The following is a 12,234-nucleotide window of genomic DNA, read 5'->3' as shown; positions in this document are numbered from 1 at the left end:
AATAGCGCAGCCACAATAAACAAGCAGCCCGGCCATTGGCCGGGCTGCTTGCTATGTGAGGTGCTGACGAGCGGACGCCGCGAGCGGGTGTGAGTTAGCGGGGCTCGCGCAGCAGATTGGTGAGGGCGCTTGGCAGCTCGGGATAGCTGAAGTGAAAACCGGCCTGTTGCAGCCGTGCTGGTATCACCTTTTGTCCGGTCAGCAGCAGATCTGCCGCCTCCCCCATCACCAGTTGCAACAGCGGCGCCGGGACGAAGAAGAGGTGTGGACGGTGCAGCGTCGCAGCTAGGGTCTGGCTGAACTCCCGGTTGCTGACCGGATGAGGGGCGGTTCCGTTGAAGATGCCGCTGCACTCCTCGTGTTCCAGCAGGAACAGCATGGCGCGTACCAGATCCTGCACATGGATCCAGCTCATCATTTGGCTGCCCGATCCCATAGGGCCGCCGAGTCCGAGTCGGTAGGGGGGGAGCATTTTGGGCAGGGCGCCGCCATCCATACCAAGCACCAGTCCGATCCGCACGATACAGACCCGGGTTTGGCGGCTCTGGGCTTCCTGCGCCAAGGTTTCCCACTGCTGGCAGAGCTGGTGGGTAAACTCGTCGTTGGGAGAGCGGCACTGCTCGTCAAGGGTTTCGGTGCCCTGTCTGCCATACCAGCCGATGGCGGAGGCGTTGATCAGCACCTTGGGCGGCGTGCTGGATAGCTTGATGAGATCCACCAGCTGCTCGGTCAGTAGCCAGCGGCTATCGCAGAGCAGCTGTTTGCGCGACTCGCTCCAGCGTCCTGCGGCGATGGGTTCACCGGCCAGATTGATCACCGCGTCCACGTCATTGAGGTCATCAAGCCGGTCGAGGTTATCCAATACCTTGATATCGTGGCCGAGCAGGGAGTAAGCGCGGCTCCCCTGCCTGCTCAATACCACGACCTCGTGATTGACCTTGAGATGGGCAACCAGCTTGCGGCCGATAAAGCCGGTCCCTCCGGTAATAAGAATCTTCATCGCTGCACGCTCCTGCTGCCGTTTGCTCTACTCTAATGACGTCGTCCTCCTGCAACAAGTGGACGAGCTTGGCATGTGTTGTTCACTAGACTGGTTTTAACTCTATCTTTTTCTTACCAGATATTGTTCAACAATAGTTTGAATTGATTGATTTTTGTTGGGTGGAGATTTGTTGAACAATCGCTATTATGGCGACCCTTTTCGCCTGTCCAACGAGGCTGTCACCCATCATCCGAGCATCAAAGAGGCCGCCATGCCATTTCGTCGTTTGAAACTTCGCCAGCTTTACTCGAGGATTCTGGTAGCGCTGCTGATGGGGGGCGGGATCCTGCTGCTGGGGGTTGTTGCCGTTATCTGGCAGACGGTGACGGAGATAGAGCGTGATGCCGATTCACGGTTGCAGCATGCCCGTATGATGTTTGATCGCACCATCGGCCATGCCCGGCAGGCGGCCATCAATGTGGAGGGGATGCTTGGTCACTCCTGCAAGGAGGCGGCACAACTGCTGCGCGAACAGGTGGCCACTGTGCCCGATGTCCGTTCCGCCAATCTGGCTGTCGGCAGCCACATCTACTGCACCTCGCTCTATGGTGACTACGATGGCCCCTTCAATCCTGACAGTTATGTGGATGGCAGGCTGCAACTGCTGCCTGGCAATGAGGTTACACCGGATCGCCCCTTGATCGTGCTGCGTCATGAAACGGACAAGGGGAGCGTGCTGATCGGTGTAGATGGCTACTACCTGCGCAATACCCTCGAGATCTCCAGCAAGAACTCCCCGATGGCTCTCGTGGTGGGACAGAGGGCTCTGTTTGGCTCAGGTCAGGTCGGGGCGGCACCCTCTCCGACAGAAGAGGGTTATATTGCCCTCGCTTCGGCCGATTTCCCCTACCAGGTCGTCACCAGGGTCACGGTGCATGACTACTGGAGCCACGCATGGCGCTACTCCAGATATACCTTGTTCCTCTCTCCGCTGCTGGCGCTGCTGATTGGATTCGGCACCTTCAGGCTAATGGGGCGTAGCAGCTCACCAGCGGAAGAGCTCAAGCGGGCGTTGATCGAGGAGGAGTTTATCCCCTATCTGCAGCCGGTGGTCTCCGGTGAGGATGAGCAGTGGCGTGGCTGTGAGGTGCTGATGCGCTGGCAGCATCCCAAGCAGGGGATGATCTCGCCGGATCGCTTTATTCCGCTGGCGGAAGATAGCGGGTTGATCGTGCCCATGACCAGCCTGTTGATGGCCCAGGTGCGCGACCACTTCTCCCCTTATGCCCGCAAGTTGCCGGCCAAATTCCATTTTTGCTTCAATATCAGCGCCAAACACTTTCAAGATCTCGACCTGTTGACTGACTGCAAGGCGTTTCTCGACGCGTTTAAGGACAATCCCGTTGATTTGGGGCTGGAGCTGACCGAGCGGGAGTTGCTGGTGGCCGATGAGACAACCGCACGGATGTTTGCCGAATTGCGCAAGCTGGGCGTGTTGATCTCTATCGATGACTTTGGCACCGGTCACTCCAGTCTCACCTATCTGCAACAGTTTCAGGTCGATGCACTCAAGATTGATCGGAGCTTTGTGGAGATGATCGGCACGGATGCACTCTCCAGCCATATCGTTGAAAACGTGATTGATCTGGCGAAGCGACTTGAATTGATCCTGATCGCTGAGGGGGTCGAGAAGCAGTCGCAGGCGGACTACCTGCGGGCGCGCCACGTTGACTATCTGCAAGGGTATCGTTACAGCCGTCCCATTCCGATGAAGCAGTTTTGCAAGACCCTATTTGGCTGAACGGTTTAATGGGGAGCATAAAAAACCAGCGATCGCTCGCTGGTTTTTTGTTGATACGGTTTGGCTTGGGCGATCAGAGCATGCGCTGGAGGGCGCGGGCCAAGCGTTTGACCCCCTCTTCAATGGTCGCTTCATCGACGCAGGAGAAGCTCAGGCGCAGGGTGTTCTTGATCTCGGGGCGCACGTAGAAGGGGGCGCCGGGTACGAAGGCCACTTTCTCCTTGATCGCCTCGTCAAACAGCGCCATGGCACTGATGTGGGCTGGCAGAGTCAGCCAGAGGAACATGCCCCCTTCCGGTCGGGTGTAGCTGACGCTGGGCGGGCAGTGACGGGCCAAAGCGGCCTCCATGGCAGCGCGCTGGCGGCCATAGACCTCCTTGATCTTCTCCAAGTGAGCGTCGAGGGAGTTGTCGGTCAGGAAGCGGTGCAGCACCTGCTGGCTGAAGGCGTTGCTGTGCAGATCGGTCGCCTGCTTGGCGATGGTCACCTTCTTGCGCAGCCACTCCGGCATCACCATCCAGCCCAGACGGAAGGCGGGCACCACGGTCTTGGAGAAGGAGCCGAGCAGCACGGTATTGTTTGGCGCCAGCTTGGCAATCGGGGGCAGATGCTCGCCCTCGAAGCGCAGTTCGCCGTAAGGATCATCTTCCACCATCAACAGCTCGTGGCGCACCAGTCGCTCGGCCAGTGCCTCGCGGTTGGCACGGCTGTACGAGACACCGCTCGGGTTCTGGAAGTTGGGCACGCCGTAGAGCAGCTTGGCATTGGATCCGCTTGCCAGCAGCGCATCCAGCGCCGCCAGATCCAGACCCTCTTCTTCAAGGGTGATCGGCTTGAAGGTGGGCTGGTAGACAGAGAAAGCCTGAATGGCGCCAAGGTAACCCGGCTCTTCGATGATGAGATCCTGACCCTCGTCGATCAGCACCTTGCCCAGCAGATCCAGCGCCTGCTGGGAGCCGCTGGTGATGAGGATGTTGTCCGGATTGATCTGCATGCCGTGGCGGGCCAGATAGCGGTCGGCAATATATTGGCGCAGCGGGGCGAAGCCCTCGGTCGCCGCATATTGCAGGGCAGCAGCCCCCTGTTCGCGCAGTACATCCTGACAGGCCTGATCGATCGCCTTGACCGGAAACAGGTGGGGATTGGGCAGGCCACCGGCGAAGGAGATGATCTCCGGATTGGCGGCAACTTTGAGGATTTCACGGATAAAGGAAGGCTCGACCTTCTCGAAGCGCTGGGCAAAAAACGGCTGCATAGACAATTCTCTCGGCATGTGGGCGGTCGCTCCATTCGACCGCCAGGTTATCCGTTTGTATCAGATTTCAGAAATGAGGCAATGATTGTCACAAAAATAGCCAAAAAAGGGCTGGAACGACTCTACTGCGGATTATATTGGACGGTTAGTCGGTGTGATGATGCCACTGAGGGAGCTGGGAAGTGGATGGCCGGAATATTTGTTGCGCGAAACACTTGCGCCTTGGGCCTATCTTGGGATAATTCGCTCCCCTGTTTTCGCGGGTCGATGAAATGCCGAGCCGCGAGCGGTCCCGCTCGGGATCGGACACAAGATGTATTACCCGGATTGATGAAATAACGAGACCATTATGCCTGTGACCCAAGATGTATTTAACGAAGACGGCAAGTTCATGCGCAAGATCCGCAGCTTTGTCCGTCGCGAAGGCCGCCTGACCAAAGGGCAGGAGAAGGCCCTGGAAGAGCTCTGGCCGGTCATGGGCATCGATTTCGAGCCAAAGCAGCTCGATCTGGTCGCACTGTTTGGCCGCGAGGCACCTGTGGTGCTGGAGATCGGCTTTGGCATGGGCGCCTCTCTGGTTGAGATGGCCAAGAATGCCCCCGAGAAGAACTTCATCGGCATCGAAGTGCACTCCCCGGGCGTGGGCGCCTGTCTGGGTACCGCTCAGGAAGCGGGCGTCACCAATCTGAAAGTGATCTGCCACGATGCGGTCGAGGTGCTGGAGCACATGATCCCGAATGGTTCACTCTCCTGCCTGCAGCTCTTCTTCCCGGATCCCTGGCACAAGAGCCGTCACCACAAGCGCCGCATCGTACAGCCTGCGTTTGCTCAGGATATTCGCCAGAAGCTGGCCATCGGTGGCGTGTTCCACATGGCCACCGACTGGGAAAACTATGCCGAGCACATGCTGGAAGTGATGAGCGCCGCCGAGGGTTACGAGAACACCTCTGCCACCGGCAACTGGGTGCCTCGTCCGGACTGGCGTCCGCTGACCAAATTTGAACAACGCGGCCACCGTCTGGGCCACGGGGTTTGGGATCTGATTTTCAAGCGTGTCAGCTAAGCTGGCACGTCAACACACCTAGCGTATCAACTAACTTGAGGAGCTATCATGGCCAATCGTAGCCGCCGCCTGCGCAAGAAACTGCGCGTCGATGAATTCCAGGAAATGGGTTTCGACATCAGTTTCAACTTCCCGGTCGGCACTGCCGAAGAGACCATCGATGCGGTAGTCGATGCGATGATCGATGAGGTTGTTGAACCCCGCAAACTGGCGTTTGCCGGCTCCGGTCACCTGGCCTGGGAAGGGATGATCTGCACCCAGCAACTGGGCAAGTGTACCGAAGAAGACCGCGCTGCCGTCAAATCCTGGCTGGAAGGCAAGGGGATGGAAGCCGTGGTCGTTACCGAGCTGTTCGACCTCTGGTACGGTGAACCGGCCTGATACAAGGCTGCCGCATCTGGCGCCTTGTTGTGGGTAACTGAAAAATCCCGCCGCTGGCGGGATTTTTGTCAGTGGGGATGGGATCTCCACCGCTGTTTTAGTCATGGAATCGCTTATTGCTTATGGTGTTGTCATCCGAATTACTGGCCAGCATCCTTGAAGAGGTGCGCCCGTTGCTGGGACAAGGCAAGGTGGCCGACTACATTCCGGCACTGGCTCAGGTGCCTGCCGATCGGCTGGGTATCGCAGTCTGTACCGTCGAGGGGGAGCTGTTCACCGCCGGTGACGCTTTTGAACCCTTCTCCATCCAGAGTATCTCCAAGGCCCTGAGCCTGACCCTGGCACTCACTCTCTATCAGGAGGAGGAGATCTGGGCCCGTGTTGGCAAGGAGCCCTCCGGCCAGCCCTTCAACTCGCTGGTGCAGCTCGAGTTCGAGCAGGGGATCCCCCGCAACCCCTTTATCAATGCCGGGGCGCTGGTGGTGAGCGATCTGCTGGAGACCCGCCTCACTGCGCCGCGTCAACGTACCCTTGAGCTGGTGCGCCGTCTTTCCGGCAATCCGGCCATTATGGCGGATCAGGTGGTCGCCCGCTCCGAATATCAGCACTCTGCCCGCAACGCCGCTATCGCCTATCTGATGAAGGCCTATGGCAACTTCGAAAACGAAGTGGACAAGGTGCTGCAAAGCTACTTCAATGCCTGTGCCATTCGCATGAGCTGCGTCGATCTGGCGCGGGCATTCATCTATCTGGCCAACCGTGGTGTGCCACTGGGCGAGAGCGTGCCGCTGCTGCCCGCCCGCACCACCAAGCAGGTCAACGCCCTGCTCGCCACCTGCGGCCTCTATGATGAGGCGGGCGATTTTGCCTATCGGGTCGGCATGCCGGGCAAATCGGGGGTCGGCGGCGGTATCATCGCCCTGATCCCGGGCGAGCTCTGCGTCTGTGTCTGGTCGCCCGAGCTCAACAAAGCTGGCAACTCGCTGGCGGGCACGGCGGCGCTGGAGCTGCTGGCCGAGCGGCTGGGTCGCTCCATTTTTTAACCTTGTTCACTATGAATCGAGAAATCACCATGAAACGACATCTTCGCTTCTTGCAGGCCGCGCTGGCGACCTTACTGCTCTGGTGTGCCCTGCCCGCCGTGGCAGGGGAGTTGCCATCGCTCTCGCTGGCCGATGCCAAGGCCAAACAGGCTGTCATCCTGGATACCCGCGCCAGCTACTTCTATCAGGGGTGGCCGATGGAAGGGGAGAAGCAGGGCGGCCATGTGGCGGGCGCCGAGAACCTCTCAGCCGAGTGGAAATACAGCGATGAAGAGTGGCCAAAGGCGCTCGAGATCAAGGGGCTGAAAGCCGATCGTCCGGTTGCCCTCTATGGTGCATCCCGCGAAGTGGCCGAGGTGGCCCGTCTGCTGCGCAAGCAGGGGATCAAGCAGCTGTTCGAGCTGCAAGGGTGGCAAGCCGCACCGCGCGAGTCGCTGGCACGCTGGCAGCAGCTGGTCTACCCGCGCTGGTTGGCGGATCTGCAAGAGGGCAAGCCGGTTGCCGCGGCGCCCAAGGGGGACTGGAAGCTGTTTGAAGTGGATTGGGGTTCACCCAAGGCATATCTCATCAGCCACATCCCGGGGGCCGGTTATATCGATACCAACAGCCTCGAAGAGGAGCCGCTGTGGAACAAGGTCTCTGACGAAGCGCTCAAGAAGCTGCTGCTGGATAACGGCATCCGTCACGACACCACCGTCATCCTCTATGGTCGCAACACCATGGCTGCTGCCCGTGCCGCGCACCTGATGATGTATGCGGGGGTGGAAGATGTGCGCCTGCTGGACGGTGGTCTGGATGCCTGGTTTATCCAGCACCTGCGCACCGAAACCGGTCTGCCCAACAAATATGAGCCGGTGAAGGAGTTTGGCGTGACCATTCCCGCTCACCCCGAGTACTACACCACGCTAAGTCAGGCGAAAGAGCTGCTCAAGCAGCCCGATAGCGCACTGGTCAGCGTGCGCACCTGGGACGAGTTTGTCGGCAACACCTCAGGTTACAGCTACATCAAGCCGAAGGGCGATATCCCGGGGGCTAAGTGGGGTCATGGTGGGGTGGATGCCAACAGCATGAGCGACTTCCACAACCCGGACGGCACCATGAAGCCGGCCCGCGAAATCCTCGCCATGTGGGACCAGTGGAATATCGAGCCAACTCAGCAGGCGGCGTTCTACTGCGGTACCGGCTGGCGCGCCTCCGAGGCCTTCTTCTACGCCTGGCTGATGGACTGGAAACAGATCAGCGTCTACGACGGCGGTTGGTACGAGTGGAGTTCCGATCCCAAGAACCCGACCGTGACCGGTGAGCGTCAGCCTGCCAAGTCATGATTGCGTTCTTGCGCTGAACAGAAGAGGCCGGACAGAGATGTCCGGCCTTTTTCATTGCGCTCGCCACCCGGCCAGATAACTAGGCTAAGTCGCTGATTATTGACGGCGATCTCGCTTTGCTCATCCCGCCATCCCGTGCCGTGCTATTGAACTAGGCTTCAAGAAACATCCTCGTGGTGAGGATGATCGCAGAAGAGGCCGCAATGAAAAAACTGATGATGATCCTGGTGTGTGCCCTGGGGCTGGTGGCATGCAGCTCCCAATACATCATGAGCACCAAGGATGGCAAGATGATCACCACAGAGAGCAAACCCAAGCTGGACGAGAGCACCGGCATGTATCGCTATTACGATCATGAAGGGCGCGAGGTAATGATCAAGAAAGATGACGTGACCCAAATCATGGAGCGCTAAGCGCTCTCTTGCCGCAAGGGCCGCTATCTGCGGCTCTTCTCTTTTTGCCGAAAAGTCGCGCTGTTTTCTCTGTTGATCCCCGCACATTTGCAGCAAATTCAGCTTTGATACAGCTTCCGTTATGGTTTAACCCTTATCATCACACTCCATTTTTTATTGGAGGTGTTATGTCCTTGATGTCTATCTGGAATTCCCGTTTTTCTGCACGCAGCTTGCTGGGTGGTGTCTTGCTGGTGGTGGCGTCAGCCAGCCATGCCGGTGACGATCAGTTCACGCTGGGGCGGACTATTTTGCTGGGAGCCGGTGATCATGGTGCGACAATTCCTTTGGTGGTTTGCCGTCAGACCAAATATATCAAGGTGAAGGCAGAGCGTGATTTGACCCTGGATCGGGTGGTGGTGACCTATGGTGGTGATCGTACCAAGACCATTCGTTTCGATCGGGAAATGAGCAGTGATAAAGAGACCGAGTGGAAATCACTGGGCTCGCGCCGTTGTGTGAAAAAAATCGAAGTGTACGGTAATTCAGAGCGCAGCAAAGCGGGCGTAAAAGTATTCGGCCGCAAATAATTGATGTGGTTTTTCTGCGCAGACAGATGAGTTAAAAATAATGGCGAGCCGTGGCTCGCCATTATTTTTTATGGTCGGGTTCGCTATTTTTTCGGCCGAAACGGCTTGATGACAGTTTCATCGCACTCGAGATACGGCCCTTCCATCAAATCGATACAGTAGGGGATGGCGGGGAAGACTGCATCCAGACATTCGCGGATTGATTTGGGCTTGCCCGGCAGATTGACGATCAGGGTATCGTCGCGCAGCCCGGCAGTCTGGCGCGACAGAATGGCGGTCGGCACAAATTTGAGGGATTCGGCCCGCATCAGCTCGCCAAAGCCCGGCATCATGCGATCACATACCGCCTCGGTCGCTTCCGGCGTGACATCCCGCTTGGCCGGACCGGTGCCGCCTGTGGTGACGATGAGACAGCACTGCTCCTCATCCGCCAGCCGGATCAGGGTCGCTTCAATCAGCTCCTGCTCATCGGGGATCACCTGATAGACAGGTTCCCACTCCGAGGTCAGATAGGCGTTCAGGGTGTCGATGATGGCCTTGCCGGAGAGGTCTTCATAGATGCCCGCGCTGGCGCGATCGCTGACGGTGACGATACCGATTTTTGCCTTGCTCATGGTCTGCTCTTAAATGTCCGATAAAAGTGGCAATTAAAATAACATAATCAGTGAGATATGTTAAACCGTCAGGAGATGACGCGGGTCGGTGAGGGAAGAATAAAGTGTCGAATGAAGCAAAATAAGGCCACCCGGATTTTTATTTGCAATAAAAAACAGAAAATCACAACCTAAAATGTATAAGTGTTTTATCTCGCCTGAATTAAAAACAATCGCTTGTTTCCAAACACAATTAAAATAAATAGACACCCTCGTAGTGACCATTGTCCGGTTTAGTCGCCAGTGGATGGATTGAACCCTTTTTAGCCGCGTCGTATATACAGATTTATATGGCTGGGACGTGATGGTGTGGTACCGCAGTGTGTTGCCAGCAATAGTCGCCAAGGAGGGCATATGGAGTTGCCTGATTTTGACACCCTGAAGGAGTTGGCTGCGAGTGAGCCCTCCCGGCTGGATGCGATTCTGGAGCAGCAGATCGACCAGTTGATGGCCCGTGCGAGCCCCGATCAGCAGCGCCGTCTGCGCGGGTTGCAGTTCAAGATTGATGGTCAGCGCAGTCTGGCGAAAAACAATCTTGATAGCTGTATCCGGATTACCAACATGATGCGGGAATCTTTTTATTTGATGCGCAGCGAAATGAGCCAGTTCAGAGAAGAGGGGGACCCTCCGCCTGAAAGCGATGGCAGTGGTAAAATAATCCATCTGACGGACTATCGACGTCGCAAATAATCTGCAATAACTCCCTTGTTTGATATTTCAGCCAAATCGGTGAAGCCATAATAAAGGGAATTGCTGGCGACCTGATTGTTATGGTTTTTAATGTTAGTCGTAATGTATTTGTGATGTAATTTCTTTTCTCCTTCTTGTAATAACTTATTAGTCAGGTTGTGATAGGGGTGGATGAATAACAGTAAAAGTTAGGCTAATATGGCCGAAATTTTTATTGCTACGACTCGAAGGGATTATGAGAAGTATCACACCAAGACGGGTGTTGTCGCGGGAGCAACAGACAGAGATCACCCGCATTATCGTCAAGGTGGGTCAGATGTTGGCCCAGTTCGGGGCGGAGAGCCGGATCATCGAGCAGACCACGGTGCGGCTGGGGCTGGCGCTGGGGCTGGAGAGTGTCGAGATGGCCATCTCTTCCAGTGCCATCGTGCTCACCAGTCTCTATCAGGGGGGGTGCGTCACCACTACCCGGCGGGTGCGCGAACATGGCATCAATATGCAGGTGGTGTGCGAGATCCAGCGGATCTGCATCATGGCGGAAAAAGAGCTGATCGGTGCCCGTGAAGTGCGCCAGCGGCTCGAGGCCATCGTCCCCTTTCACTATCACCCCTGGCTAGTGGTCCCCATGGTGGGGCTCTCCTGTGGCGCCTTTAGCCTGCTGTTTGGCGGTGACTGGCCCATCTTCCTGGTGACCTGCTTCTCGTCTGCCGTGGCGATGCGGGTGCGCCAGCTGATGGCCCGCCATCACCACAGCCCGCTCATCAACTTTGCCGCCACCGGCTTTATCGCCACCCTGCTCTCTTCCAGCGCCACCTTCTTCAACTGGGGTGACCAGCCCTATCTCGCCATGGCGGCCAGCGTGCTGCTGCTGGTGCCGGGCTTTCCGCTGATCAATGCGGTCTCAGATATGGTGAAGGGCTACTTCAACATGGGGCTGGCCCGCTGGGGGACTGCGACCCTGCTGACCATCAGCGCCGCCATAGGTATCATTTTGGCCATGTCGGTCACCGGTATCTGGGGGTGGAAAGTATGATGGATTTGCTCTGGCTACTGGCCAAGGATGCCTTCTGGTCCTCCATTCCGGCGGTGGGGTTTGCCATGCTGTTCAACGTGCCGCCACGGATGCTGAAATATTGCGCCATGGGCGGCGCGCTGGCCCACAGCCTGCGTACCCTGCTGATCCACTACGGCATGCCCATCGAGTGGGCGACGCTGGCGGCGGCGACTACGGTCGGCTTTGTCTGCGTCTACTGGTCGCGCCGTCTGCTGGCACCGCGTCCGGTGTTCAGCGTTGCCTCGATTATTCCGATGATCCCGGGTAGTTATGCGTTCAAGACCATGATTGCGGTGGTAGAGCTCAACATCAATGGCGTGACCATGGAGTTGCTCCAGAGTGCGGTGGAGAACGGCCTCAAGGCGCTCTTTATCGTCGGTGCCCTCAGTTTCGGTTTGGCGATCCCCTCTCTGGTCGTGTACCGTAACCGCCCCATAATCTGACAGACGGTGAGAGGCCCCATGAAGATTTCCATGATTGCCGCCATGGCCCACGACAGGGTGATCGGCAAGGACAACCAGATGCCCTGGCATCTGCCTGCCGATCTGGCTCACTTCAAGCGTGTCACCCTCGGTAAACCGGTATTGATGGGGCGCAAGACCTTCGAATCCATCGGTCGACCGCTGCCCGGACGGCGCAATCTGGTGATTAGCCGCAATCCCGACTATCAGGTCGAGGGCATTGAGGTGGTGGGTTCCGTCGAGGCGGCGCTGGCGCTGTTGGCAGGCAGCTCGGTGGAGGAGTTGATGGTGATCGGTGGTGGTCATCTCTATGCCGAGATGTTGCCGAGTGCGGATTGCCTCTATCTGACGCAAATCGATCTGGCGGTGGAGGGGGATACCCGTTTCCCCGCTTTTGACGATGGCCACTGGCAACGCGTTGATTGCGAGAGCCACCCTGCCGATGAGAAGAACCCGCACCCCTATAGCTTCGAGACCTGGCTGCGACGCTGACGGGCGAATGCTAATTTGCAAATAACAACAAGGGCATCTTCAGATGCCCTTG

The 12,234-nt window shown here is 57.5% G+C and carries 14 protein-coding genes; 11 read left to right on the top strand and 3 right to left on the bottom strand.

All coding sequences use genetic code 11. The features are described 5' to 3' along the window. Nucleotides 1-94 precede the first annotated feature (94 nt). Complete coding sequence (locus LRL22_RS10095; protein ID WP_043822152.1) at nucleotides 95-1,000, bottom strand: TIGR01777 family oxidoreductase; 906 nt, start codon at nucleotides 998-1,000, stop codon at nucleotides 95-97. A gap of 253 nt (nucleotides 1,001-1,253) precedes the next feature. Between LRL22_RS10095 and LRL22_RS10090 the strand changes: the two genes are divergently transcribed. Next, the gene (locus tag LRL22_RS10090) at nucleotides 1,254-2,783 is read left to right on the top strand and encodes an EAL domain-containing protein (RefSeq protein WP_336296646.1); all 1,530 of its coding nucleotides are present in this window, start codon (nucleotides 1,254-1,256) and stop codon (nucleotides 2,781-2,783) included. Nucleotides 2,784-2,856: 73 nt separating this feature from the next. On the opposite strand, the gene LRL22_RS10085 is transcribed toward LRL22_RS10090, so the two are convergent. Then, nucleotides 2,857-4,038, bottom strand: coding sequence for an aminotransferase-like domain-containing protein (locus LRL22_RS10085; RefSeq protein ID WP_227095157.1), 1,182 nt, complete (start codon nucleotides 4,036-4,038; stop codon nucleotides 2,857-2,859). A 349-nt stretch (nucleotides 4,039-4,387) separates the two neighbouring features. Here LRL22_RS10085 and trmB point away from each other — a divergent pair, with 349 nt between their 5' ends. The 6 genes from trmB (at nucleotide 4,388) to LRL22_RS10055 (ending at nucleotide 8,832) form a co-directional block, all read left to right on the top strand. Beyond that, nucleotides 4,388-5,101 (top strand): tRNA (guanosine(46)-N7)-methyltransferase TrmB, encoded by a 714-nt coding sequence (gene trmB, locus LRL22_RS10080; RefSeq protein ID WP_005335228.1) that lies wholly within the window; start codon nucleotides 4,388-4,390, stop codon nucleotides 5,099-5,101. Nucleotides 5,102-5,149: 48 nt separating this feature from the next. Further along, complete coding sequence (locus tag LRL22_RS10075; RefSeq protein ID WP_005348158.1) at nucleotides 5,150-5,482, top strand: YggL family protein; 333 nt, start codon at nucleotides 5,150-5,152, stop codon at nucleotides 5,480-5,482. Nucleotides 5,483-5,604: 122 nt separating this feature from the next. Beyond that, complete coding sequence (gene glsB, locus LRL22_RS10070) at nucleotides 5,605-6,525, top strand: glutaminase B (RefSeq protein WP_005348151.1); 921 nt, start codon at nucleotides 5,605-5,607, stop codon at nucleotides 6,523-6,525. A gap of 29 nt (nucleotides 6,526-6,554) precedes the next feature. Further along, a complete protein-coding gene (locus LRL22_RS10065) occupies nucleotides 6,555-7,850 on the top strand; it encodes a sulfurtransferase (protein ID WP_270905319.1) in 1,296 nt (431 codons plus the stop codon). Between the two features lie 203 nt (nucleotides 7,851-8,053). Then, entirely contained in the window at nucleotides 8,054-8,263 is a 210-nt protein-coding gene (locus LRL22_RS10060; protein ID WP_005335219.1) for a YgdI/YgdR family lipoprotein, read from the top strand. 167 nt (nucleotides 8,264-8,430) lie between these two features. Further along, on the top strand, nucleotides 8,431-8,832 hold the full coding sequence (locus LRL22_RS10055; RefSeq protein WP_040066783.1) for a DUF2541 family protein: 402 nt from the start codon (nucleotides 8,431-8,433) through the stop codon (nucleotides 8,830-8,832). Between the two features lie 83 nt (nucleotides 8,833-8,915). Here the strand turns inward: LRL22_RS10055 and mog are convergent, their stop codons facing one another. After that, the gene (gene mog, locus LRL22_RS10050; protein ID WP_005362448.1) at nucleotides 8,916-9,446 is read right to left on the bottom strand and encodes a molybdopterin adenylyltransferase; all 531 of its coding nucleotides are present in this window, start codon (nucleotides 9,444-9,446) and stop codon (nucleotides 8,916-8,918) included. Between the two features lie 393 nt (nucleotides 9,447-9,839). Here mog and LRL22_RS10045 point away from each other — a divergent pair, with 393 nt between their 5' ends. The 4 genes from LRL22_RS10045 (at nucleotide 9,840) to folA (ending at nucleotide 12,182) form a co-directional block, all read left to right on the top strand. Then, on the top strand, nucleotides 9,840-10,175 hold the full coding sequence (locus LRL22_RS10045) for a DUF3135 domain-containing protein (RefSeq protein ID WP_270905318.1): 336 nt from the start codon (nucleotides 9,840-9,842) through the stop codon (nucleotides 10,173-10,175). Between the two features lie 235 nt (nucleotides 10,176-10,410). Then, nucleotides 10,411-11,208, top strand: a complete 798-nt coding sequence (locus LRL22_RS10040; RefSeq protein ID WP_270905317.1) for a threonine/serine exporter family protein — start codon at nucleotides 10,411-10,413, stop codon at nucleotides 11,206-11,208. Beyond that, nucleotides 11,205-11,672 carry a threonine/serine exporter family protein gene (locus LRL22_RS10035; RefSeq protein ID WP_139410234.1) on the top strand — a complete coding sequence of 156 codons (468 nt, stop codon included), beginning with the start codon at nucleotides 11,205-11,207 and terminating at the stop codon, nucleotides 11,670-11,672. The genes LRL22_RS10040 and LRL22_RS10035 overlap by 4 nt, the downstream gene beginning before the upstream one ends. Nucleotides 11,673-11,690: 18 nt before the next feature. Next, a complete protein-coding gene (gene folA, locus LRL22_RS10030; RefSeq protein WP_270905316.1) occupies nucleotides 11,691-12,182 on the top strand; it encodes a type 3 dihydrofolate reductase in 492 nt (163 codons plus the stop codon). Nucleotides 12,183-12,234: the final 52 nt, after the last annotated feature.

Origin of the sequence: Aeromonas sp. PI_26, assembly GCF_027854445.1 — a bacterium.
In the GTDB taxonomy this organism is placed as follows: Bacteria; Pseudomonadota; Gammaproteobacteria; order Enterobacterales; family Aeromonadaceae; genus Aeromonas; species Aeromonas veronii.
This window is presented reverse-complemented; position numbering and strand designations above follow the sequence as displayed.

Bases quoted from the DNA above. Each gene is read 5' to 3' on its own strand.
- folA (WP_270905316.1), top strand. From the start codon at position 11,691: ATGAAGATTTCCATGATTGCCGCCATGGCCCACGACAGGGTGATCGGC.
- LRL22_RS10065 (WP_270905319.1), top strand. From the start codon at position 6,555: ATGAAACGACATCTTCGCTTCTTGCAGGCCGCGCTGGCGACCTTACTG.
- glsB (WP_005348151.1), top strand. From the start codon at position 5,605: ATGGTGTTGTCATCCGAATTACTGGCCAGCATCCTTGAAGAGGTGCGC.
- LRL22_RS10055 (WP_040066783.1), top strand. From the start codon at position 8,431: ATGTCCTTGATGTCTATCTGGAATTCCCGTTTTTCTGCACGCAGCTTG.
- LRL22_RS10040 (WP_270905317.1), top strand. From the start codon at position 10,411: ATGAGAAGTATCACACCAAGACGGGTGTTGTCGCGGGAGCAACAGACA.
- LRL22_RS10045 (WP_270905318.1), top strand. From the start codon at position 9,840: ATGGAGTTGCCTGATTTTGACACCCTGAAGGAGTTGGCTGCGAGTGAG.
- trmB (WP_005335228.1), top strand. From the start codon at position 4,388: ATGCCTGTGACCCAAGATGTATTTAACGAAGACGGCAAGTTCATGCGC.
- mog (WP_005362448.1), bottom strand. From the start codon at position 9,446: ATGAGCAAGGCAAAAATCGGTATCGTCACCGTCAGCGATCGCGCCAGC.
- LRL22_RS10095 (WP_043822152.1), bottom strand. From the start codon at position 1,000: ATGAAGATTCTTATTACCGGAGGGACCGGCTTTATCGGCCGCAAGCTG.
- LRL22_RS10075 (WP_005348158.1), top strand. From the start codon at position 5,150: ATGGCCAATCGTAGCCGCCGCCTGCGCAAGAAACTGCGCGTCGATGAA.
- LRL22_RS10085 (WP_227095157.1), bottom strand. From the start codon at position 4,038: ATGCAGCCGTTTTTTGCCCAGCGCTTCGAGAAGGTCGAGCCTTCCTTT.
- LRL22_RS10060 (WP_005335219.1), top strand. From the start codon at position 8,054: ATGAAAAAACTGATGATGATCCTGGTGTGTGCCCTGGGGCTGGTGGCA.
- LRL22_RS10035 (WP_139410234.1), top strand. From the start codon at position 11,205: ATGATGGATTTGCTCTGGCTACTGGCCAAGGATGCCTTCTGGTCCTCC.
- LRL22_RS10090 (WP_336296646.1), top strand. From the start codon at position 1,254: ATGCCATTTCGTCGTTTGAAACTTCGCCAGCTTTACTCGAGGATTCTG.